Here is a 24,066-nt window from a genome sequence, read left to right as displayed (position 1 = left end):
TTTTTTATGAAAAAATTGAGTGAAAAAAAAGGCTTATATCACCTTGTGATATAAGCCTGATTTAGGCAGTTTTATGTCGATGACAAATTACTGCCCAGAACGGATCATATAATCAAAAGCAGACAGTGATGCTTTGGCACCTTCACCAGTAGCAATGATGATTTGCTTATATGGTACTGTGGTACAGTCGCCGGCAGCAAATACACCCTTCACATTGGTTTCGTTGCGTTCGTTAATCATGATCTCGCCACGGTTGCTCAGTTCAACTTTTGAGGCTTTCAGGAAATCGGTGTTTGGTAACAAACCGATTTGCACGAAAATCCCCGCCAATTCAACTGTGTGCTCTTCATCAGTGGCACGGTCTTTGTATTTCAAAGCTGTAACCTGTGAACCGTCACCCACAACTTCGGTCGACAAGGCATTTTTGATCACGGTGGTGTTCGGCAAGCTGTTGAGTTTGTCTTGCAGGACTTGGTCCGCACGCAGTTTGGTATCAAATTCCACCAAAGTGACATGCTCGACAATCCCTGCCAGATCAATCGCCGCTTCAACACCCGAGTTACCGCCACCAATTACCGCAACACGTTTACCTTTGAACAACGGGCCATCACAGTGCGGGCAGTACGCCACACCACGGGTTTTATACTCTTGCTCACCCGGCACGTTCATTTCTCTCCAACGGGCACCGGTGGACAGGATGATGGTTTTGGATTCCAGTTTAGCGCCGTTTTCCAACGTCACTTCTACCAGACCATTCACGGTTTCATCGGCACCTTTAATGGCAGACACTTTTTGCAGGTTCATGATGTCAACGCCATATTGACGAACATGGGCTTCCATTTCAGCGGCAAATTTTGGACCTTGGGTCTTTTGCACCGAAGTGTAGTTTTCAATATCCATGGTATCCATGACCTGACCGCCAAAGCGTTCCGCTACGATCCCAGTTTGAATACCTTTACGTGCAGCATAGATCGCTGCGGTATTGCCTGCAGGTCCACCACCAATCACAAGTACATCAAAAGCAGCTTTGGCATTCAGTTTCTCGGCATCTTTGGCTGCTGAGTTGGTATCCAGTTTGGCAATGATTTCTTCCAGTGTCATACGACCCTGACCGATGTGGTTGCCGTCCTGGAACAGCATCGGAACCGCCATAATTTTGCGTTGTTCCACTTCGTCCTGGAAGAACGCACCATCAATCATGGTGGCAGTCGTACCCGGATTGTTAATCGCAATCAGGTTCAAGGCTTGCACCACATCTGGACAGTTATGACAGCTCAGTGAGACAAACACTTCAAAGTCGGTGCTGATGTTTAAGCTTTTAATTTGAGCCAATACTTCGTCAGAGACTTTAGGGGCATAACCAGACACTTGTAACAAGGCCAGAATCAACGAGGTAAATTCATGTCCCATTGGCAAACCGGCAAAGAAGACACGCGGTTGTTCACCAGCTTTCGCCACCCCAAAGCTAGGTGCACGTTTGTTGCTGCCATCAAAACGTGCAGTCACCTGATCAGACAGCGCTGCAACTTCAGTCACCAGTTCTTTGATTTTGTCAGATTTGTCTGAACCATCTAAAGTTGCGACCAGTTCAATCGGGCTTTCTAAACGTTCTAATAAGGTTTTCAGTTGTGCTGAAGTGTTTTGGTCTAACATGCTAACGTCTCCAAGGGAGTCAATACTTATTCAATACAGCTATAGTAGGATAAATCATTAAATTGGTAAAACATTTCATTTTTATAAAAACAATCGGTTTTATAGATTGTTGAGTTGTCTATAAAAACCATCTATAAAAATCTCTGCAGAATAAATGGAGGTTTAATGTGAATATTCAAGTAGTTAATCGGTATAAATGTTTATAAATTAACTGAAGATACGTATCATTTTTGATTATGATGGCGGTAGCTTTAAAAGAGGTGAGAAAAATGCAACTTAAATCCGGAATTTACCAGCACTATAAAGGCAAGCTGTATCAGGTATTTCATGTGGCTACCCATAGTGAAACAGAAGAAAAACTTGTGGTATATCAATGTTTATATGGTGATTATTCAATGTGGGTTCGTCCCTTGGCGATGTTTCAGGAAACGGTCACTTTGGAAGATGGCCAAGTCGTCCCGAGATTTAAACTAATTCAAGAGACGAGCTAAGCTAGATTAAACGCGCTAAAAAATTTAGACTGAAAAAAAGCAATAAATAAAGATAGGGACATCGAATATGAGCATGAGCGAAACATTCCAGAATCGAATGCGGGATTTGTATCAAAGCTTCATTAAATTTGACGCATTACAAAGCAATCGTATTCAGCGCTATCGTAATATTGAACCGGATTCTGCGTTATTTTTGGCCATGCAAATTCGTATGCAACAGTCCAAATCTGTTCTGGAAATTGGGACTTCAACAGGCTACTCGACCTTATGGCTAGCCAATGCCGTGCAGATTTCATCAGGACGAATCACCACTTTAGAAATTGATCCGGCGCGAACCCAGCAGGCCCAGCAATATGCTCAAGAACTGGAGCTGGATGGGGTGATTGATTTCTGGGTGGGAGATGCGCAAGCTTTTCTGGAAAGTGACGAACAGCAATATGATTTTATCTTGCTTGATGCTGAGCGTGATGCCTACATTGATTATTGGCCCTATTTACAGAAATTGCTGCATCCGCAACATGGAGTAATCTTTGTAGACAATGTGATATCGCACGCAGGTGAAGTGAAACAGTTTATTGAAATTGTTAAAAGTGATGCGCGTTTTATGACCATGACCCTGTCGATTGGGGCAGGTTTATTTATGATTTGTTATAAATAAGCGTCCATTCTATGCAACTAATGAATATGTCGTACATGAAAATCAGGGCAAAGACCATATTACTGTCCCTTATTCTTTGCTTATATGAAGGTTCAAAATTATCTTATTTAAGTCAGAAGCTTTCACTGCCGAAATTTTTCAATAAAATCGAAAGATATTTGTGTAGGCGAAGTCTTACTTTTAAGAGGCTAAAATGAGGAGCTAAAAATATATTTTGCGTCCGCAAGAAAAGCCTTTGTTAGCCATACACAACGTCCTGAGCTAGTTTTAAGCACTGCTTTAAAATGCAGCGCAAGGGATGGATAACGTGTGGCATCCATGCCACCTCATGTATCCGAAACTAGCTTAAATTCAACCTATGGGGCAATTACTGTCAAAGCCCTGATTTTTTAATGAATCGAAACCCGGGAAAAATGTAAGTCATATTCTAGATATTTATGTACAAAAGCCGCTTTGTCATTACATCGGAGCAAATTATCATAAATAAAAGGTGGTACGGGATAATATAAGTCACCAGAGCCATTATCGTAAAAAATTTTTAAATAGCGTGAAGATGCACTGTATTTCCAAGAAGTTACTGCATTGAGTGTTCCCATAAGCACCTCATTTTTTATATGACCAAAGTCTGTTGATGTCTTAGTGAGCATGACCCGAATCAAAAAGGTCATAGTTGATGTATAACAGAAATAAAAAGTGGAAGGTAGACTAATTTTGAGATTTAGTATCCTGTTTTTTTCAAAAACACCATAAACTAGATCGATTAAAATCAATATGGTCTAAGCATCGCTTTAAAACATCACGATGTTGCTTTGGCTAAAATAATAAGGTTCTTTATGTCGACATTTTTTCTCAAAAGTCTCAAACCTATGCAACCAAGAGATGTGAAAGAACCACATCGGGTTGCAACTTCACTCGAACTTTTATTCGACCTGATTTTTGTAGTGGCAATTGCATCTGCGGGTCAACAGTTACATCACGCGATTATTGAAAATCATCTAATGCATAGCTTGCCATTATATTTTATGGTGTTTTTTGCTTTGTGGTGGGCTTGGATGAACTTTACCTGGTTTGCCTCAGCCTATGATAATGACGACACGTTGTATCGTTTAATGACCATGGTACAAATGATTGGTGCATTGGTCATTGCGGCAGGTATTCCTGCCGCATTCCAAAAATCTGATTTTGATATCATTATCCTTGGTTATGTGGTCATGCGGACGGTGCTGATCTTGCAGTGGCTACGTGCTGCCAAACATGATCCGGAGCGACGCAGTACGATTTATCGTTATGTGATTGGTATTGCCATTATTCAAATCGGATGGTTATTTTTTCATTTTTCACCCATTGATTTTAGTGCATATTTTTTTGTGGCCTTAGCTCTTGCTGAACTTTCTGTACCTTTTATTGCAGAAAAATATGGCAAAACGCCTTGGCATCCACATCATATTGCAGAACGTTATTCCTTGTTGACGATCATTGTGTTAGGGGAGTCGATTGTAGCCAGCTTTAATGCCGTATCTGATGCGGTTAAGCATCAAGTAATTAATACCGAACTTATTTTTCTAACGATTGGTGGGGTCATGATGATGTTTACCATGTGGTGGATGTATTTTGATCGGACTATTCATGGACGTTTGAATAATCATAAACGGGTCTTTATTTGGGGATATGGGCACTTCTTTATTTTTATTGCGATTGCTTCGGTAGGCGCAGCTTTGGCAGCAGCGGTGGATGTAGCTGCATCACATGCTGAAATTAGCCATCAATACGCCGGTTTTATTATTGCCATTACTTTAATTCTTTATAGCTTTAGTTTGTGGTTATTACATGATTTGCCATTTTTGAATGGGCTGGGAAAATGGTTTTATCCCTTAACAGCAGCAGTCATTCTGATTATTCCTTTTTTGATTCAATCGATTGGTTATTGTGTCTTTGCAATGGCACTGGTTTATGGGCTGCGTTTAGTGCTATCTAAGTGGATCTTTAAAGCAGAGCAGTCTGAATCTGATCATATATATTAAGCATTGCTAGGGTGTTGCTTATGTATTGGTGAAATATCAGCGCTGGTTAAATGCATCCTGAAAAAAACCGCGCCAAAAGCGCGGTTTTTTTAAATCAGTTCAATCTAATAGAGATTAGATTTTACCAACTAGGTCGATTGAAGGAGCTAAAGTAGCATCGCCTTCTTTCCATTTAGCTGGGCAAACTTCACCTGGGTGAGCGTGAACGTATTGAGCTGCTTTAACTTTACGAAGAAGTTCAGAAGCATCACGGCCTACACCACCAGCGTTGATTTCAACGATTTGGATTTTGCCTTCAGGATCGATAACGAAAGTACCACGATCAGCAAGACCATCAGCTTCGATTAATACGTCAAAGTTTTTAGCAAGTGTCCAGTTCGCATCACCAACCATTACATATTGGATTTTTTTGATTTCTTCTGAAGAATCGTGCCAAGCTTTGTGAGTGAAATGAGTGTCAGTAGAAACTGAGTAGATTTCAACGCCTAATTTTTGGAATTCAGCGTAGTTGTCAGCAAGGTCACCAAGCTCAGTTGGGCAAACGAAAGTAAAGTCAGCTGGGTAGAAGAATACTACAGACCATTTGCCTTTAAGATCAGCTTCAGTTACTTCAATGAATTGACCGTTTTGGAATGCTTGTGCTTTGAATGGTTTAACTTCAGTATTAATTAAGCTCATCATTGTCTCCATGATCGAGGTTTGTATTTGATTTCCAAAAGGATAGCGAATTTTTTCTTATTGCTGAAATGGTATTTTTACATTATTGAAATCGGAAAAACCGAATTAACAAATATAAGCTTACAATTCCGGCAAATCTGATTCTCTTGTCTATTCAAGCACATAAAAATGATCATCGAATGACAAAAGAGCAGTTTTTCAGCTTGGTTAAGAACATGAAGGTTCAAGCACTAAAAATCAAGGGTAAATTTTTAAAAAATAAATTTCTTTTCAAATCTGCCGGATAATTTTGGTGAATGTGTACAAAATATATTCTGATGATTTATTTTTTAATTAATGAATAACATGAATGATGATCTAAAACGTAAATATCACGCTCAGCTTTGGGTTCATGCTGAGGGTTTTGCATATTCTTTATATCAAAGGCTATGAATAAATCTGTACCTGTCTTTCTCTTGGATGCGTTACAGCGTAAAATGCTCAGTTCAATTTTTTGTTTTGGGATAGGTTATCTGTGGTCAGTCATTTAAATGTAGATCAATGGGTCATGGCACGTGACCGTCATCGTTTAAATCGGCTACGCAAAGGTAAAGATGCCAACGAAAAACAATATCAAGAACTCTTTGAAAAATCGAATCATAAAGTTCGGGAGCGTTTGTCACGCGTTCCGAATATCAAACTGAATCAAGACCTTCCTGTTACCCAATATAAAGATAAGCTGATTGCAGCAATTCAGCAGCATCAGGTGATTATTGTGGCCGGGGAAACAGGTTCCGGTAAAACCACACAATTACCGCAAATTGCCATGCTGGCTGGTCGTGGTCTGACCGGGATGATTGGTCATACCCAGCCGCGTCGTCTGGCAGCTCGTAGCGTATCTCAGCGCATTGCCGAAGAAGTGGGTGAAAAACTCGGTGAATCCATCGGTTTTAAAATCCGTTTTAACGAGCAAGGTTCGCAGGACTCGATTGTTCGCTTGATGACCGATGGTATTTTACTGGCGGAACTGGCGAATGACCGCTATTTAACCAAATACGACACCATTATTATTGATGAAGCACATGAACGTTCATTGAACATCGACTTCATCATGGGCTATTTAAAACAGCTCTTGCCGCGTCGTAAAGATTTAAAAGTCATCATTACCTCCGCAACGCTCGATGTAAACCGCTTTAGCAATTATTTTAATGATGCGCCAGTGTTTGAAGTAGAAGGCCGCAGTTATCCGGTTGAAGTGCGTTATCGCCCCATTTCAGAAATGAGTATTGGCGGTAGTGATGATGATGAGTTTGATGATTTCGAAGAAAACTTGCCACGAGCCGTGGTTCAGGCGGTAGAAGAATGTTTTCAAGATGCGCAGGAAAAAGGCCATCCAGAACATGCCGATATCCTGATTTTTGCCAGTACCGAACAGGAAATTCGTGAACTTCAGGAAACCTTGCAAAAGCATGGTCCACGGCACACCGAAATTTTGCCTTTGTACGCCCGTTTAGCGATAGCAGAACAGCAAAAGATTTTTAATCCGGGCGGCGGCGGACGACGCATTATTATTGCCACCAACGTCGCTGAAACAGCTTTAACTGTACCGAATATCCGTTATGTGATTGACAGCGGTTTTGCGCGTATTTCACGTTATAGCTACCGTTCACGGGTACAACGTTTGCCGATTGAAGCTGTCTCTCAAGCGGCAGCCAATCAGCGTAAAGGTCGCTGTGGCCGTATTGCGCCGGGTGTCTGTATCCGTCTGTATAGTGAAGAAGATTTCCAGAGCCGTCCTGAATTTACTGAACCGGAAATTAAACGAACCAATTTGGCATCCGTGATTTTACAGATGCAAAGTCTAAATCTGGGTGATCTGGAAAGTTTTGATTTTATTGAGCCACCGGATCATCGTTTAGTGAATGATGGCCGTAAGCTGCTGATTGAACTTGGTGCTTTATCTGAGAAAAATCCCCCTAAAACTGAAGCTGATAAAGTAAATCCCTCACTTGCGGCGAAGAACGCCTCACCTATTGAGAAAGGGAGACTTCAAAGCAGTGGCTTAACCAAAATCGGTCAGCAAATGGCAAAAATGCCGATTGACCCACGCTTGGCTCGGATGATTTTGGGCGGGGCGCATTTTGGTGTACTGAATGAAGTGCTGATTATTGTGGCCGCACTGGCGGTGCAAGATCCGCGTGAACGTCCGGCAGATAAACAGAGTCAGGCCGATCAGAAACATGCCTTATTTAAGGAAGGGGATTCTGACTTTTTGTTTTACATTAAGTTATGGGAAACCTTGCAGGCAAACCGTGCATCGATGAATGAAAATAAACGTCGTAATTTTGCACGGCAGCATTTCTTAAGCTGGTTACGTTTACGGGAGTGGAAAAAGACCCATGAACAGTTATTTGAACTGGCTCAAGGCTTAAAGCTTTCCTTTAATGACAAAAAAGCCAGTTATGAAAATCTGCATCGCGCTTTATTAACCGGGCTGCTTTCGTTTATTGCCAATAAAACTGACGAAAAAAATGTCTACATGGCAGTACGTCAGCAAAAAGCCCGAATTTTCCCGGCCTCGACGCTGCATAAAGGGGGGGCATCCTGGGTGATGGCCTTTGAGATGGTGGAAACTTCTCAGGTGTATTTGCGGACTTTGGCGAAGATTGAACCGGAATGGATTCTGCTGGCTGCGCGTGACCTGCTCAAGCATCACTATTTCGAGCCACATTGGTCGAAGAAAGCCGGTATTGTGAATGCCTATGACCAGATCTCGCTGTTTGGCCTAATCATTGAACCGAAGCGTTTAATGAACTATGAAAAGGTAGATCAGCCGGCAGCACATGAAATATTCCTGCGGGATGCTTTAACCACGGGGCATTTGGGCATTACCCCGCCTTTCTTAAAGCATAATTTACTTAAGCTTGAAGAAGTGGAACGGGTAGAAGATAAACTCCGTCGTCGCGATTTGGTGGTGGACGAAGAAACCATCTATCAGTTCTATGCCGAGAAAGTACCGGCAGAAGTTGCAAGCCGTCGCAGTTTTGAAGACTGGCGTGCCACAGTTGAACCGCAACATCCACGCTATTTATTTGTGGATGATGATGCGCTGTGGATGAATGACCGTCCAACGACACAGCAATTTCCTGATTATTTGCATAATGGTGCATTGCGTCTGGCAGCCAGTTACCGTTTCGATCCAAGTCATGATGAAGATGGCGCAATGATCAAAATTCCGGTTCAGGCCTTGCCACAGGTGGATGAAAATATCTGGTCATGGGGTATACCGGGTTGGCGTAAAGATTTGATCGAAGCCTTATTGAAATCTTTGCCTAAGGACAAGCGTCGTAATTTGGTGCCGATTCCAGACACGGCTCGCAAACTCGTGAATGGCATTGATGCGGTTCATTTGCACGACCATATTTTCAAATTTTTGGCTTTCCAGCTGCGCGGTGAACAGATTACTGAAAAAGACTTTTCATTTGAACGGGTCGAGCAGTATTTACTGCCTTTTATTAAAGTCATTGATGAAAAGGGTCGAGTAATTGAAAAAGGCCGTGATCTGTCTGAGCTGAAAGCGCGTTGCCGTACTGAAACCCATAGCCCGGTCAAGCAGCTCAAAGGTGAGTTTAAAACCTTCCCCGAGAACTTCACTTTTGAAGCTTCACAAAAAGTGACAGGTGTGGTGGTCAAGCAATATCAGGCCCTAGTTCCGAGCAAATCTTTTGCACAACTGGATATTAAAGATGAATCTGGAGTGGTGATTCAAACCTTTAATGATCAGGCAGAAGCGATTAAACAGCATCGGGAAGGTGTTATTCATCTGGTTTATATGCAGTTGGGTGACCTGGCTCGCCAACTGAAAAAACAGATTTCCAAGCCCTTGGCTTTGGCTTATTCACCGCTGGGTGACAAGGCTCAACTGGAGCAAATGTTAGTTTATGCCACACTGCAGATGACAATAAATGATCTTCCTGTCAATGCTGAAGAGTTTCAAAACTTGATTTTAAATGTAAAAAAATCTTTCCTTACGCATGGACAACAGGCATTATCTATACTGAGTGAAATTTATATCCAATGGCAGGATATTCGTCGGAAATTATTGGTTTTAGACGATTCTATCTTTGGAAAAAATATTGATGATGTTGAAGATCAGCTAGACCTGATGAATCTTTCAGACTGTGTCTATGTCAAATCTTCAGATATTTGGCAGGAATTTCCACGTTATTTAAAGGCCTTGGTCTTGCGTTTGGAACGCTTGCCAAATAACCTACAAAGGGACAATTCTGCCATTGATCAAATTGACCCATGGATGGAAAAATTGTTTAAGTTTAAAAATGACGCTCGCCTGAAAGATCTGTACTTTATGGTTGAAGAATATCGTATTTCCTTGTTTTCACAGCCAATGAAAACCAAGATGCCAATTTCTCCAACCCGATTGCAAAAAGTATGGACGCAATTGGGCATCAGTTAACATAGCGCGAAATTAACAGGAGTTTTGCATGGGCATTCGTATTACCGGTACTGGTCTTTATCACCCAGAAGAATCCATCAGCAATGAAGAATTGGTTGCAAGTTTAAATGCTTATGTGGAACAGTTTAACCTCGACAATGCTGACAAAATTGCTGCGGGTGAAATTGAAGCACGTCGCGGTTCAAATGCAGAATTTATTGAAAAAGCATCCGGTGTTAAAAGTCGCTATGTTGCTGAAAAATCAGGCATCCTAGATCCAAAACGTCTATATCCACGTTTACGCGAACGTAGTAATGATGAACTTTCCATTCAAGCCGAATGGGGTGTGATTGCAGCTAAACAGGCGATGGAAAATGCCGGTGTGACTGCTGCAGATATCGATGTCGTGATTCTGTCCTGTTCAAACATCCAGCGTGCTTATCCTGCAGTTGCGATTGAGATCCAAACTGCTTTAGGCATTGAAGGCTATGCCTATGACATGAATGTGGCATGTTCGGCTGCAACTTTTGGTTTAAAACAGGCGGCTGATGCCATTAAAACCGGCGCACGTCGTGTATTATTGGTGAACGTGGAAATTACTTCAGGTCATACTGATTTCCGTTCACGTGATTGTCACTTTATTTTTGGTGATGTGGCTACAGCATCAATTATTGAAGATACCACTACTAAAACCGGTTTTGATATTTTAGATACACATTTGTTCACGCAATTTTCAAACAATATCCGTAACAACTTCGGTTATTTAAACCGTAGTGAAGATGCGGTTGTAGATGACAAATTGTTCCGTCAGGACGGTCGTAAGGTATTTAAAGAAGTGTGTCCACTGGTTGCGAAAATCATAACCAAGCAGCTTGAGAAAAATGAAATTGAACCAAGTAACGTGAAACGTTTCTGGTTGCACCAAGCTAATGCCAGTATGAATGACCTGATCTTGAAATATGTTGTGGGCAAAGATGCTGACCGTGCTTTAGTGCCAATTATTTTAGATGAGTTTGCCAATACGTCTTCTGCAGGTGTCATGATTGCATTGCACCGTTCTGCACATGAAGTGAATGATGGTGAATATGGCGTTCTTTGCTCATTCGGCGCAGGCTATTCAGTCGGTTCGATTCTGGTACAAAAACACGTTGTCGCATAAGGAACAATCTATTGCAGGTTGAGCATGATGCAAGATGGATCAAGCATCTTAGTGTGTTATCCAGACTGTATTTCACCCCGACCTTTTTAGGGGCTGAACATATTGATGCTGCTAAACCTGCAATGTATGTTGGCAATCATACTTTGTATGGTGTGCTCGATTCACCGATCTTGATTGATTACCTTTACAATGTGCATAAAGTGGCTGTGGTCAGTATTGCTGATCATGGCCATTTTTATTTGCCGTTATGGCGAACCCTATTTAAAAAATTTGGCGCGGTAGATGGGGAAAAAGAATATATTCGCGCCTTGATGCAGCAAGGCTATTCAATTCTGGTCTTTCCGGGTGGCGGGCGTGAAGTCCTGAAACGAAAAGGGGAAGCCTACCAGCTGATCTGGAAACAGCGTTACGGTTTTTTAAAACTGGCTCAAGAATTTGACTATGATATTGTCCCGTTTGCAGCTTTAGGCGGCGACGAAGTTTTTGAATTAGGTTTTGATGCCAACCGGATTATTGAAAGTTTTTGGTTTCAAAAATTATTGAAATTGCCGAAACTGGATCAATTATTGCGCCATGGTGATGTTATTCCATCTTTGCCTAAAAATATCATTCCGAAACGATTACCTTTTTATTTTCAATTTATGCCACGACAAAATATGAGTCATATTCAAAATATACAGGACTTGCATCATTTTCGTGATGTGATTCAGCAGCAAATCTATGCTGGCTTGGCGCATTTAAAACAACAACGTGAAAACTTAGAAAAATAAATATTCGATATCTCGCTAGAATTTTTAACAATAAACCTTAAGTCATCCATTGCGAATGATGCGTTGCTTGCATTTGCTTAAATTTTCAAGTCAGCATACATTATCTTGACAATATGATTAAATTCTTACAAATCAGTTGAATTTGAGGCGAGTATGGAACAGGAAAGTTTAGTACCGCAATATCAAGGGATTGCGAAACAGTTACTTAGAATTTCTAAAAGTTTAAATCAAATTTTTCAAGATCAGCTGAATATCGTCGGTGATCTGAATGCACATAACATGTTTAGTATCGATCAGGAGCGACATGCTGTGCAGGTGGCTAATGGTTTATTTCAACTGCAATTCCATGCGCCTGAGTCAGCGCTGAACAGCATTGTGCAGTGTGATTTTACCTACTTGGGGCAGAAGGCGGAAGCATTAGAAGAATTTATGCTGCATGACCTGTATTTTTTAACAGGTGATTTAAAACCGCAACATTCGCTATATTTACGGCAAAAAGCCCAGCAGTTACGACAATTGTTATTGGAACAGGTCTATGTCTGGGTGCATGGGGCTGAACGGGTCGAGGCCTTCTTAAAGCATCTCTCATTGCCCGAAGCGGAAATTATTGATCAGCTGATGATGAAAGCAAAGCTCTATTCTACGGCTATGCTGAGCGATTATGTACTGAACAAAACAACTCTGCCTGAAGTACTTGTACAGAGGATACAACAGATATGTAGCATTCAAATGCTTTGTGGTGATGATTTTTTGCCGCTACAGGCTTTAATGGATGCACTGGATGAGTTCTGCTTTAGTGCGCCGCAATTTTTACCTGTTGCCATGTATCGCATTATGGCGCTGTCATTTGAAGATCGTTTTAATTTACATGAATTAATCGATCATCAGGATGATATTCATTTGCTTTACCAGCATGCACAAGAGAAATCGGCTTTATTGGGTTTTGTCCGTTTAATGCGGCGTGAGCTTTGGCAGCGTGATGACTTATTGTCTAAATATAATTTTCTGGATAACAGATCAATGGTCTGGCAAAAGAAAGTGGCCAAGCTTCCCTTGATGGATTATCCACGTACAGCCAACTGGCTGTTTAAGCAATCCAGCAGCGTGTTGGACTGGTTAAGCCGTAATATTCAGCATAGCAGTGTACGGGTAGCCGTGACTGCCTTAAGTTTTGTAGATAGTAGCGAGATGCATCCGCAAGTCATTTTAGCCACTTTGCAATATTTTCAGTATTCTTCAGCACGTATGTTTATTCATAGCTGTCATTATTATGCCATGCAACACGGATGGTTTGAGCCGGACAATCAGCATGGTTTTATCTTAAAGGGGCAGCGGCAGGCTCTGGATGATCACCGGATTGCGATCAGTCCGTCCATTTTATATCTGGATGAATGGACAGAGTTAATGCGCAATGTCAGTCAGGGCAACGAGCAAATCGTAAAAAAAATTTATTTGCGCTTAAGTCGGGTGATGCAGGCCTATATGTTATATCTGCACAAAATAACGCAAGCCTTGCCGCCGGATATCATGCAATACATCCGTCCTGAAACCCATCAAAACCGTGATTTTTATAGTGTATTACAGCGTTATAAAATGCAGCTGGATGAGTTTAGGCAAATTTTTTATTTGCGTGGGCGACATCTGCGGATTTCAGTTTTCGATGCTTATGTGCGGGATTATCTGGTCGATTATTTTAAGGATAATAAAAGTATACCCAAGAGTACGACATGGATCGGTTTTTTTCATCAGGCCATGCACTGGCACAATCAAATTCAGAAACAGGAAATCATTAGCCTGTTAAAGAAAAATTTTGCAGTAGCAGAATGGCAACCGGTACTGGCTGAAAAAGTCATACAATTTTCTAGCTGGAGTTTTGAAGAACTTTCAGATTTGGATCGAATTATTGAAGAATCTAATCGCTGTCAGAATTGTCTGGCGGCCAGCTATGCTCAGCGCATTATCGAACGGGAATATGTGGCTTTTCATATGGTGTCCCAAACCGGCAAGTTGCATATGACTTTGGGTTGTCATCTACGTGATGGGCAGCTGATTTATGACCAGCTGGAATATCCGCATAATAAAAAAACCGAATATCTGTTTGTGAATATCGCACTGCAGTTTATCTCCTGGTTAAATGTCCAGTTTGCGCCGTTTAAGTGACAACTGCTGTCGTGAAACTTTTTTCTAGGCTTAACTTTTAGCGAAAAAATCGGTAGGCTATAGCCGTTAATTTACGGTTATAGGTCTTATGAAACAAGAAACTGCACTCAAGCTTTTAAAAGCAGGCGAAAATGTCTTTTTAACAGGTTCGGCTGGTGCAGGGAAAACCTATACACTTAATCAGTACATCAATTATCTGAAAGCGCGTAAGGTGCCTGTCGCGATCACGGCATCTACAGGGATTGCCGCCACGCATATGAACGGTATGACCATTCATACCTGGGCCGGCATTGGTATTAAAGATTTTTTGGGTGATGCTGACCTGAAAAACATGAAAGAACGCAAGTACCTGAAAGAGCATTTGGAAAATGCCCAGGTATTGATTATTGATGAAATTTCCATGTTGCACGCCAAGCAGCTGAATCTGGTCAATCAGGTCTTAAAATACTTTAAAGAAAGTGATGAAGCTTTCGGCGGTATTCAGGTCATTGTCGCAGGTGACTTTTTCCAGTTGCCGCCCGTGGGTAAAAATGATGAACGCAATCGGGATAAATTCTGCTTTATGTCGGATGCATGGGTCGAAGCCAAATTCCGGGTGTGTTATCTGACCGAGCAGCACCGTCAGGGCAATGACTATTTAAATGACATTTTAAATGCCATTCGCAGCCAAAGTATTACAGCTGAACATATTCAGGCTCTAGAACAGACCCGCCAGCAAGATGTAAGTGAAACCTTCACCCGTTTGTATACCCATAATATGGATGTGGATAGCATCAACTTTAAGCATCTCAATGCCATTGATGCTGAAAGCAAGCAGTTCGACGCGATTTGTGATGGTAATGACAAGCTGATTGAAACTTTAAAATCATCCGTTCGTGCGCCTGAAAACCTGAACTTAAAGAAAAATGCCAAAGTGATGTTTGTGAAAAACAACTTTGATATGGGCTATATCAACGGCAGTTTAGGTGAAGTAATTGGCTTTGAAGAAGATGATGAGCATGGCATTTTACCGAAAGTAAAATTGACGGATGGTACGGTACTGGTGGTGGAGCCTGAAACCTGGTCTGTAGATAACGATGCAGGTAAGACCATTGCCAGTTTTCAGCAAATTCCGTTACGACTGGCATGGGCCATTACCATTCACAAGTCTCAAGGGATGACCTTGGAAGCCGCGGAAATCAATCTGGCACATACTTTTGAGAAAGGTCAGGGTTATGTGGCACTGTCACGGTTAAAAGCATTAAGTGGTTTAAAACTGTTAGGGATGAATGAGCAGGCCTTGGAACTGGACAGTTTAGCTATTAAGGCCGATCGCCGTTTTCAGGAACTGTCTGAAGAAGCTGAAAATCATTTTGAACTGATTGATTTGGCGCCGCAGCATAAGGCCTTTATTCGCCATTGCGGTGGAACCTTGAATGAGACTGAAATTCAGCGCAATGAAAAGAAAATTGCCAAAAGTGGTGGTAAAACCAATTATGCGACAGCCACACTGGATGAAACCCGTGAACTGTTTGAAGAAGGTTATGAAATTCAGGACATTGCTGTCGAGCGTGGCTTAACCCCAGCAACCATTATTAATCATTTGGCGAAACTACATAAAGAACAAGGTCTAGATATTTCTGTGGCTCATCCCGGTGATGAAGTAGTGGAGCAGGTGCGTAAAATTTATAAGCGCCTCATGAAACGACAAAGCCCTGAAAACTTTAGTGAAGATGGTGCAATCAAGCTGCGTCCGATTGTTGAAGCCACCAGTCCGCGCATGGGATATGATCAGGTGCGTCTGGCGTTACTTTTTGTGGAATAAACGGAATAAGGCATTTTTGCAGACAACGTATACTGCGCTAATTTACAAAATATCTTGTCACTGTATGCGAAGGGTTTGGTCTTAGGTTAAACTGAAGGCTTAAAATTTAGAATAAAATGCACGACTTATGACCCTTAATGCATGGTTCAGGTTGCGAAAATTCATTTATGATCATTTGCATAATGAAGACTACGAAACCACTTCTAGCCGCTGGCTCAACTATTTTCTGATTTTACTGATTATCGGTAATGTGATTGCAGTGCTGTTGGAGTCAATTAATGATATCTACCGTGCTTATCAAGGGTTGTTTGATGCTTTTGAATATTTTTCCATCGTTATTTTTAGCACGGAATATCTATTAAGATTTTGGTCAGTTGCGGAAAAAGATCCTTTTCAATCTGGCTGGAAAAACCGTCTAAACTGGATTATAAGTGGCGGTGCTATTATTGATTTGCTTGCGATTTTGCCAGCCTATATTAATTTCTTTGTACATCTGGATTTGCGTTTCCTCAGAATTCTACGGTTGTTGCGACTGCTGAAGCTGACACGTTATTTTGTCTCGCTACAAATTTTATTACGCGTGATTGAGCGTGAAAAAGGGTCTTTTCAGGCGGTCATCTTTATTTTAATTATTATGATTGTAATGGCTGCGGCAGGGATTTATGTGGTGGAAAGCCGTGCCCAACCGGAAGTGTTCAGCTCTATACCGGCCTCTATGTGGTGGGCAGTAGTGACTTTAACCACTGTGGGTTATGGTGATGTTACACCGATTACCCCTTGGGGGCGTTTTTTGGGTGCAATGATTACCATTTTAGGCGTGGGGCTGGCAGCTTTACCTGCAGGTATTTTGGCAACTGGTCTCGCGAATGAACTGGAGCAGCGTAAGCAGCATTTGGAATTAAAATTTAGGGAATTATTGCAAAGTTCTGAAATCGACTTGCTGCAAGACGCCGATAAGATTGAAGAGATTCGTAAACAGGTTGGTCTCACGAGCGAGCAGACACGAGATATTCTTTTGCAACTCATACGCGAGCAACGCGAAGAATCTTTAAAGCAGGAACGTGAAAAATATGCCTATTGTCCGCATTGTGGGGAAAAGCTACCGGATTAATTTTCAGAAAATGAAATATATCTTGCGGGCTAAAACAGGCTTATGAAATGATTTTTTTGATCAATGGATCTTAAAAAGAAGAATGTGTTGACTTTCATGCTTTCGTTTTTCGCAGATGAAAAAATCAGCTTCAAGGCTTGTAATTACATGCCAGACCTTACAAAAATAGCACTTTAAGTAAAAAACATAATTTGCTATGTTGTAAGACAAGAAAAACAATTTCAATCATGCTTCAAATGGAAAAACAGGATTTTCTTCATTTGATTAAGATAATTAAAACAATAAAAAGGAAATTTTATGAAACAGTATCAGCGAGCTGCGTTAGCTTTAGTGGTGGCCAAACTGGAATTTGGTAACCATAAATCCAATATCTATGATTATGAAGAAAGTGACTACCCTCAAATTAGCGGTACTGTAAACCAGCATGAAGCAAAACTTTTTGATCATCACAGATCTGTGATCGTTGAAGGTAAAAATACTGGTCGTGAGTTCAATCTATATGATTATGGTCATAACGAATTTATCAGTTTAAAGAAAAAAGGCATAAAAAAATACGAAGGCTATCATTATGGCAATGCCAGTTATTATGAGATTACCGTGACTGGTACAAATATCACTTTTTATGATTGTGATACTGGAGAATATTATCGTTTTACTTAATGCGTAAAGAGGGAATATATGCGCATTACTGTATTTAAAAATAGCCTTTGGAGATGAGCAATCTTCAGGTTGAAGCATGTTGTCAGCTTCAGTTGTTTTATCTTTGAATATACAGCCAAGTACAATAAAGTCATGAGTCCTACAACAATCATTTATTTAGACTAAATGAGTTATTTGGCATGATCAATTTGCGACAATAAATCAGAAAAATCAGCTTTAAATTCTTGAGTTGAATTTACTTCAGGTAAAATATAGTGGGCAATGGTATCTAGTCATTGCATTATTTCCCATGCTGTAGCTTTAGTGTAGCCTGTAGCACAGCCATGAGTGCTATATAGAACAGAAAATGTTGAATTTGAGCCTGCCCATTGTAAGTCTTCAAACACTTGAGATTTGGTAAGCATTTCAGCTGTAATAGTTTCTTTTTTAGTTGTTATGCTCTACAAATTTGAGTTCACATTTTGCCTTAATACGCGGTTAACCCCCAATATGCAAAGTAATGGTGATGATCTTTCCTAAAAGATCTTCTTTTTGTTGAAAACATCTTCAAATAAAATAAAACATGAAACAAAATAACTAATTTAATGATATATTGAATTATATTCATTTTTGTTTTGCTGGAACCTTACACTCGAAGCATGGCTTCTTGTCTTGCGCTCAGGCAAAGCTTACTTTTTTTGTTGTCCTTCGCACTTTCAGCGTAGCTGAAAGCCTTGCGTAAGGTTTTTTTATCGTTTTGTCTGATCCTTGCCACTCGAAGCATAGCTTCTCGTCTTGCGCTCAGGCAAAGCTTACTTTTTTTGTTGTCCTTCGCACTTTCAGCGTAGCTGAAAGTCTTGCGCAAGGTTTTTTTTATCGTTTTGTCTGATCCTTGCCACTCGAAGCCTAGCTTCTCGTCTTGCGCTCAGGCAAAGCAGTGCTTTGCTGGTCTTCACTCATGCTAGAGATTCGTCATCTTAAAACTTTAACTGCCTTGCGTGAGCATGGTTCACTGGTCGCTGCTGCGAATGATTTGTGCTTAACACCATCGGCACTTTCTCATCAGTTGAAAGAGCTGGATCATTGGTATGGGGTGGAGGTGGTCAATCGCCGCAGTCGCCCAGTCACATTTTCTAATGTAGGGCAGCGTTTACTGAAACTGGCAGATGATGTATTGCCACAAATCCAGATTACTCAAACCGACATTACCCGCATTGTGCATGGGCAGACCGGACGTATTATTTTCTCTTCCGAATGTCATAGCTGTTTTGACTGGTTAATGCCTTTGCTTAATCAATATCGTCAACAATACCCAGATGTAGACTTGGACTTTGCTTCAGGTTTTGAAGCCAATCCGCATGAGCTTTTGCAAAATGCCGAATTTGATCTGTTGATTACCGCAGATCCAATTGCATTAAAAGGCATTGAATATTTTCCGATATTTGAATATGAATCGCGTCTGGTTTTATCTAATACTCATCCCTTGGTGCGAGCGGAACGCGTAACTGTGCAAGAACTGGCAGATGAAACCTTGATTACTTACCCGGTAGATAAACACCGTTTGGATATTATGGCGAAACTGTTTATTCCAGCCAATATTTTACCAAAGCAGATACGCACCACTGATTTAACCCAGATGTTAATTCAATTGGTCGCAAGCGGGCGAGGGATCGCCGCACTTCCAGATTGGGTGGTGAATGAATATGAGCAAAAAGGTTGGGTGACTTCGCGTCGTTTAGATTGTGTATCTTCTACGGGATTGCGTCGTACTTTATATGCGGGTTATCGTATTGAAGAGAAAGAAAAAAGTTACTTTGAAGGCTTCTTAAAACAACTGGCCAAGTTCTCGCAAAAACGTAATCAGTATTATTCTGAATAAATAGCCAATTAGGTTAATTTAAAACTGAAGACGAGCAATCAAACAGATGGGGAAAATACCCTGTCTGTTCTTTTATTTAGCATTACACAAAATCTAGAAAATTAATCATGTGACATAAAATATTGAAAATGAGAACCAAGGCTCGAAAACTGCCTGTACAATTTCTGTGAAAATTTCTAAAATTCACCTACTTCTATTTCAACTCTTCGCATTTAAATTTCGGGTCTACGTATGCCTAACTCTAAACAACCTTCACCCAAGCAGCTTATGTCTGTTATTCAGACACAAACAGCTATTGCGAAGCTTGGACTTGATTTGAATGCGGTGATGACTTTAGTTGCTGAACAGGCACAAGGTATTACCAATGCCAAAGGTGCAGTGGTTGAATTAGCTGAAGATGGAGATATGGTTTACCGTGCAGTATCCGGTGGGGCATCTCATTTTTTAGGCTTGCGTTTAAAAATGCAAAACAGTCTGTCTGGCTTGTGTATTGCGCAAAATGAAACCTTATATTGTCAGGATAGTGAAGATGATGTTCGTGTAGATCGTGAAGCCTGTCGTCGTGTCGGTTTGCGTTCTATGGCTGTTGTACCACTGATTCACTGTGGTGAGCCTATTGGGGTGTTGAAGATTTATTCAGAACGAGTAAATGCCTTTAAACCCGGCGACTTACAGATTTTAAGCCTGATGTCTGAGTTGATTGCTGCTGCCATGTATCACGCAACCAAATTTGGCGCGCAGGAGCTTTATAAGCTCGCAACTCAGGATAATCTAACCGGATTAGCCAATAGAGCACTATTTTTGGACTGTTTGCGTCAAGGTGTGGAAAAAGCAAAATCTGAAAACAAGGTACTGGGCATCCTCATGATTGATATGGATGGACTTAAGCCGATTAATGATGAGTTTGGTCATCGTATAGGTGATGCAGCCTTAAAAGAAATTGCCAAACGTATTCTAAGTAATACGCGCCATGATGATTTGGTTGCACGTTTGGGTGGTGATGAATTTGCTGTGATTTTAACTTCAATCGCCAATCAGGAACTGGCAAAATCTGCTATGAACCGTATTGCTGAATCTTGTGGTTTACCTTTTGTGTTTGAAAATGTGCAATTAAGCATAGGGGCAAGTATTGGCCTGGCTGTATATCCGGAGGATGCGCAGGGGCTAGAACAGTTATTAGAATGTGCTGACCTGAAAATGTATGAAAATAAAAGAGAGAAGAAACAGATTCAACTGAATGATTTCTAAATATTTAGAAATCATAGTTTATGAATATTTTTAGATTCAATTTCAGCAGAATACGTTTCACATCTATATTTATTTAAGAATGTCCAATAAACAGGGTTAATATCCCCGCTGCAATTAAAGGGCCAACAGGTACTCCGCGTAATACTGCCACACCTGCAACCGTACCTATCAGTAAGCCTGCAACTACGTCTGGTTGATTAGTCATTAGTTTGACCCCTCGACCACCTAGCCAAGCGACTAAAACACCAATAGCGATGGCAAGTAATGATTTCCAGCTCATAAATGATTTCAAAATAGCATCACCTGGAATTTTGCCACTGGCAATCGGGGTCAACACACCAATGGTTAAAATAATGATGCCAATATTTAACCCATGTTGTTGCAAATAAGGGAAATATTCACTGAGTGGGGTAATGCGAAAAACAATCAGAACCCCGGCTGCAATGGTCACTGCGCTATTATGACTAAAGATGCCACAAGCCAATAAAATCAATAGAACGATTAGGTTTAAATCTAAATTAGACATGACTTTCAGGGAGAATGAAGCAAGTAATAGTTATTGTATCGGGTTTTGCATAAGGATTAACTTTAAAAGCTGTAAAACATAAAAATAGTGCGCATTTCAGTATAGAATGCGGCATGCTGGGTCGTTAGTCATGAAAAGGTTGAGTTTATGTTTTTGGAAAAGATGCTGCAGTCGCAAGGTTTTGGTTCGCGCAAACATTGCCAGCAGCTGATTAAAAACGGTGCGGTTGCCATTCAAGGTGAAGTCATCAGCAACGTAAAACATAAACTGAACTTAAATGATTTAACTTTTACCGTGTATGGTGAAAGTTTTGATTATCGTGAAAAAGTTTATATTGCCTTGAATAAACCTCAGGGTTATGAATGTTCACATCAGGCCACTCACCATTTTAGCGTATTTGATTTATTTGATGATGTTTTGTTAAACCGTGGTTTGCAGTGTGTAGGTCGTCTGGATCAGGACACCAGTGGATTATTACTACTGACTGATGACGGTCAATTTCTGCAAGCCTTAACCCATCCTAAAAAACACGTGGCGAAAGTTTACCGCATGCATACGGCTGATCCTGTTACGGTAGAGCAAATCCAGCAATTGGAACAGGGCGTAGAATTACGCAATGAAGCAGGGCTTTTTGCAGCAACCGATGTGATGCAATTGGGGGATAATGAATTGCAGCTCACTATTCATCAAGGCGTCTATCATCAAGTCAAGCGCATGCTGGCCGCTGTAGGTAATAGAGTTGAGCAATTACATCGGCAGCAAATTGGTGGTTTGGCGCTACCTGAACTTGAAGAGGGGCAATGGATCTATTTGGATCCTGTACAAATTGATCTCGCAAAACAGCGCATGGCTATTTAAGAAAGCAATGATAGATTTGAAATTCGGTATCTTTCACAAATCCCATTTTTTCATACAACTGATGTGACTGATAATTGGTTCTTTGAGTTTCTAGGCTAATTCTTAAAGCATTCTCATGACGAGCAAATAAAATTGCTGTATCAATCAGTTGCTTGGCTGAGCCCTGACGACGATAAGTTGGGGTAACGTAAACATCATCCAGTATGAAATAGGTAGAACAGGCAACTGACGAAAAACCGAGATAGAGCATAATAAAGCCGGTAAAAACATCATCTTTAACGTGAATAAAAATCACGCTTTCTTGATTTTCAAATCGCTGTTTTAAGAATTTATAAGATAAATCCAGATTAGAAGATGCACCATAAAACTGGCGATATTCATCGAACAAAACAGAAAGTGGGTGTAAATCTTCTAAAGAAGCACGCCTGACGATCATTTTATACTCCATGCTTTTTTATTGTATTTGCATGAAGCATACCTAAGTTTTTATAAGAATTTTTCTAAATATTGTTTGTAAATGCAACACTGTTAAGTTTTGTCACTTTCACCCAAAATGGCATTGAGTTCTTCAAATAGGGCTAAATGATCATCATCTAAATCAAAGTCTTGATCATGAGCGGCTGCTTGATCTGCAGGAGCATTCAAAGCATTTTGCTGCTGCTTTAATTTGCGGATTTTGTTCAATTGATCAAGGTTAATATTCTGATTTTCAATAGAAAATGGAATAGATTTAGTTAAAACAACTTGTTTGAAAAAAAGTCGAACCGCTTGTGCAGGAGTAATGCCTAATTGCTTAAATACCGCAAAGGCATGTTTCTTTTCTTGGGAATCAAGTCGTATTTGATAAACTTCGGTTTTTCTCATGATTTTTTAAATACGTCTAATTACTTAACTTTTCAGCATTTATTTTAATCAAATTGAATGTAATTTCAATATTCATACACCATATTTACGAAAATATTTTGTAATGACAAGCATATTACAACGTCAGCTCATAATTAGAAGAAAATTGCATGGTTTGGCGTGATACGGGATCAACAAATGCAATGTGTTTGGCCAGCAGTTGCAGCGGTGCTGTAAAATCATCTTCCCTTTTATGTTGCACTAGCGGATAAAATGCATCATTTTTGATTGCAATCCCTAGACTGTTGAGATGCACACGTAACTGGTGCTGTTTTCCGGTATGGGGCTTGAGTTCATATTTACCCCAATGCAAATTATGTTCCAGCAAAGCAATTTCGGTTTCACTATTTACCGTTCCATCAACCACTTGCATGGTATAAAACGGTTGTCCTTTTTCCATCCGACAGCGGATCTGGCGGGGAAAGGTTAAATGTTCCTGAAAAGGTGCAATGGCATGATAAGTTTTTTGAACTTCACGCTTTGCAAACATCTCCTGATACACTGCACGTGTAGCGGGTTGTTTGGAAAATAAAACCACGCCAGCCGTTTCACGGTCCAGACGGTGAATCGGGGTTAAAAATTCATTGCCAGTCTGTTTTTTTAAACGAACCAATAGGGTTTGCTGCACATATTGACCGGTCGGGCTGATGGTTAAAAAATGTGGCTTATCAATGATAAGTAAGTGTTCATTTTCAAATAAAATTTCATGTTCAAAAGGAACAGGTATTTCATGGGCCAAAAAGCGATAGTAGAACACATGACTATTTTCGATATAAGGAGTATCTGAGCTTAATACATGACCCGCGGCATCATAGACCAAACCATCGTTAAAGCGTTGCAGCCATTCTTGCTTAGCAATATGCGGGAATTGCTGACATAAGTAGTGATAGACACTTGCAGGAACAGGATCGATTTTTGGAAGAAAGACTTTGCTTGCGCTGACGCCATCAAGCATAGGTGGAATAAATTCAGGACGGTGCATGAGATCGGGGGCTTGAATTCAAGATCATTTACAATCAAATATAGGAAAAATTGCACATTTAGAAGTGCGTGCATGGGCAATAAAGCAGTGCGAT

The 24,066-nt window shown here is 40.7% G+C and carries 20 protein-coding genes; 13 read left to right on the top strand and 7 right to left on the bottom strand.

Going from position 1 to position 24,066, the window contains the following annotated elements; genetic code table 11:
* Window positions 1–87: 87 nt before the first annotated feature.
* Window positions 88–1,653 carry an alkyl hydroperoxide reductase subunit F gene (ahpF, locus tag FB6_RS06555; RefSeq protein ID WP_174559235.1) on the bottom strand — a complete coding sequence of 522 codons (1,566 nt, stop codon included), beginning with the start codon at window positions 1,651–1,653 and terminating at the stop codon, window positions 88–90.
* Window positions 1,654–1,922: 269 nt separating this feature from the next.
* On the opposite strand from ahpF, the gene FB6_RS06550 reads away from it, so the two are divergent.
* Window positions 1,923–2,144, top strand: coding sequence for a DUF1653 domain-containing protein (locus FB6_RS06550; protein ID WP_174559234.1), 222 nt, complete (start codon window positions 1,923–1,925; stop codon window positions 2,142–2,144).
* A gap of 67 nt (window positions 2,145–2,211) precedes the next feature.
* Window positions 2,212–2,802: an O-methyltransferase gene (locus tag FB6_RS06545; RefSeq protein WP_174559233.1), complete on the top strand. Its 591-nt coding sequence runs from the start codon at window positions 2,212–2,214 to the stop codon at window positions 2,800–2,802.
* Between the two features lie 389 nt (window positions 2,803–3,191).
* On the opposite strand, the gene FB6_RS06540 is transcribed toward FB6_RS06545, so the two are convergent.
* The gene (locus FB6_RS06540) at window positions 3,192–3,398 is read right to left on the bottom strand and encodes a KTSC domain-containing protein (protein ID WP_174559260.1); all 207 of its coding nucleotides are present in this window, start codon (window positions 3,396–3,398) and stop codon (window positions 3,192–3,194) included.
* A 237-nt stretch (window positions 3,399–3,635) separates the two neighbouring features.
* On the opposite strand from FB6_RS06540, the gene FB6_RS06535 reads away from it, so the two are divergent.
* Window positions 3,636–4,823 (top strand): low temperature requirement protein A, encoded by a 1,188-nt coding sequence (locus FB6_RS06535; RefSeq protein ID WP_174559232.1) that lies wholly within the window; start codon window positions 3,636–3,638, stop codon window positions 4,821–4,823.
* Between the two features lie 114 nt (window positions 4,824–4,937).
* Here FB6_RS06535 and ahpC read toward each other — a convergent pair whose 3' ends face one another.
* Window positions 4,938–5,501, bottom strand: coding sequence for an alkyl hydroperoxide reductase subunit C (gene ahpC, locus FB6_RS06530; protein ID WP_174559231.1), 564 nt, complete (start codon window positions 5,499–5,501; stop codon window positions 4,938–4,940).
* Between the two features lie 547 nt (window positions 5,502–6,048).
* On the opposite strand from ahpC, the gene hrpA reads away from it, so the two are divergent.
* The 9 genes from hrpA (at window position 6,049) to FB6_RS06485 (ending at window position 20,703) form a co-directional block, all read left to right on the top strand.
* Window positions 6,049–9,954 (top strand): ATP-dependent RNA helicase HrpA, encoded by a 3,906-nt coding sequence (hrpA, locus tag FB6_RS06525; protein WP_438819959.1) that lies wholly within the window; start codon window positions 6,049–6,051, stop codon window positions 9,952–9,954.
* 28 nt (window positions 9,955–9,982) lie between these two features.
* Window positions 9,983–11,092 (top strand): beta-ketoacyl-ACP synthase III, encoded by a 1,110-nt coding sequence (locus FB6_RS06520; protein ID WP_174559229.1) that lies wholly within the window; start codon window positions 9,983–9,985, stop codon window positions 11,090–11,092.
* An 11-nt stretch (window positions 11,093–11,103) separates the two neighbouring features.
* Window positions 11,104–11,862 carry a lysophospholipid acyltransferase family protein gene (locus FB6_RS06515; RefSeq protein ID WP_174559228.1) on the top strand — a complete coding sequence of 253 codons (759 nt, stop codon included), beginning with the start codon at window positions 11,104–11,106 and terminating at the stop codon, window positions 11,860–11,862.
* A gap of 153 nt (window positions 11,863–12,015) precedes the next feature.
* Complete coding sequence (locus FB6_RS06510) at window positions 12,016–14,022, top strand: hypothetical protein (protein ID WP_174559227.1); 2,007 nt, start codon at window positions 12,016–12,018, stop codon at window positions 14,020–14,022.
* Window positions 14,023–14,110: 88 nt separating this feature from the next.
* Complete coding sequence (locus tag FB6_RS06505; RefSeq protein ID WP_174559226.1) at window positions 14,111–15,826, top strand: AAA family ATPase; 1,716 nt, start codon at window positions 14,111–14,113, stop codon at window positions 15,824–15,826.
* A 127-nt stretch (window positions 15,827–15,953) separates the two neighbouring features.
* The gene (locus FB6_RS06500; protein WP_174559225.1) at window positions 15,954–16,937 is read left to right on the top strand and encodes an ion transporter; all 984 of its coding nucleotides are present in this window, start codon (window positions 15,954–15,956) and stop codon (window positions 16,935–16,937) included.
* Window positions 16,938–17,234: 297 nt separating this feature from the next.
* A complete protein-coding gene (locus tag FB6_RS06495; protein ID WP_174559224.1) occupies window positions 17,235–17,597 on the top strand; it encodes a hypothetical protein in 363 nt (120 codons plus the stop codon).
* A gap of 937 nt (window positions 17,598–18,534) precedes the next feature.
* A complete protein-coding gene (locus FB6_RS06490) occupies window positions 18,535–19,455 on the top strand; it encodes a LysR family transcriptional regulator (RefSeq protein ID WP_174559223.1) in 921 nt (306 codons plus the stop codon).
* Window positions 19,456–19,686: 231 nt separating this feature from the next.
* Window positions 19,687–20,703 carry a sensor domain-containing diguanylate cyclase gene (locus tag FB6_RS06485; RefSeq protein ID WP_174559222.1) on the top strand — a complete coding sequence of 339 codons (1,017 nt, stop codon included), beginning with the start codon at window positions 19,687–19,689 and terminating at the stop codon, window positions 20,701–20,703.
* Window positions 20,704–20,776: 73 nt separating this feature from the next.
* Here the strand turns inward: FB6_RS06485 and FB6_RS06480 are convergent, their stop codons facing one another.
* Entirely contained in the window at window positions 20,777–21,229 is a 453-nt protein-coding gene (locus FB6_RS06480; protein WP_174559221.1) for a DUF441 domain-containing protein, read from the bottom strand.
* A gap of 147 nt (window positions 21,230–21,376) precedes the next feature.
* Here FB6_RS06480 and FB6_RS06475 point away from each other — a divergent pair, with 147 nt between their 5' ends.
* On the top strand, window positions 21,377–22,087 hold the full coding sequence (locus FB6_RS06475) for a pseudouridine synthase (protein WP_174559220.1): 711 nt from the start codon (window positions 21,377–21,379) through the stop codon (window positions 22,085–22,087).
* On the opposite strand, the gene FB6_RS06470 is transcribed toward FB6_RS06475, so the two are convergent.
* From FB6_RS06470 to FB6_RS06460, 3 genes are all read right to left on the bottom strand, one after another.
* Complete coding sequence (locus FB6_RS06470) at window positions 22,080–22,523, bottom strand: GNAT family N-acetyltransferase (protein ID WP_174559219.1); 444 nt, start codon at window positions 22,521–22,523, stop codon at window positions 22,080–22,082. The two genes, FB6_RS06475 and FB6_RS06470, sit on opposite strands and share 8 nt — an antisense overlap.
* A gap of 92 nt (window positions 22,524–22,615) precedes the next feature.
* Window positions 22,616–22,951, bottom strand: coding sequence for a type II toxin-antitoxin system RelB/DinJ family antitoxin (locus tag FB6_RS06465; RefSeq protein ID WP_174559218.1), 336 nt, complete (start codon window positions 22,949–22,951; stop codon window positions 22,616–22,618).
* A gap of 115 nt (window positions 22,952–23,066) precedes the next feature.
* On the bottom strand, window positions 23,067–23,972 hold the full coding sequence (locus tag FB6_RS06460; protein ID WP_217427326.1) for a pseudouridine synthase: 906 nt from the start codon (window positions 23,970–23,972) through the stop codon (window positions 23,067–23,069).
* Window positions 23,973–24,066 lie beyond the last annotated feature (94 nt).

Origin of the sequence: Acinetobacter bouvetii, assembly GCF_902753875.1 — a bacterium.
Classification (GTDB): Bacteria; Pseudomonadota; Gammaproteobacteria; order Pseudomonadales; family Moraxellaceae; genus Acinetobacter; species Acinetobacter bouvetii_A.
Note: the sequence above shows the minus strand (reverse complement) of the source record. Positions and strands in the feature narration are given on the sequence as shown.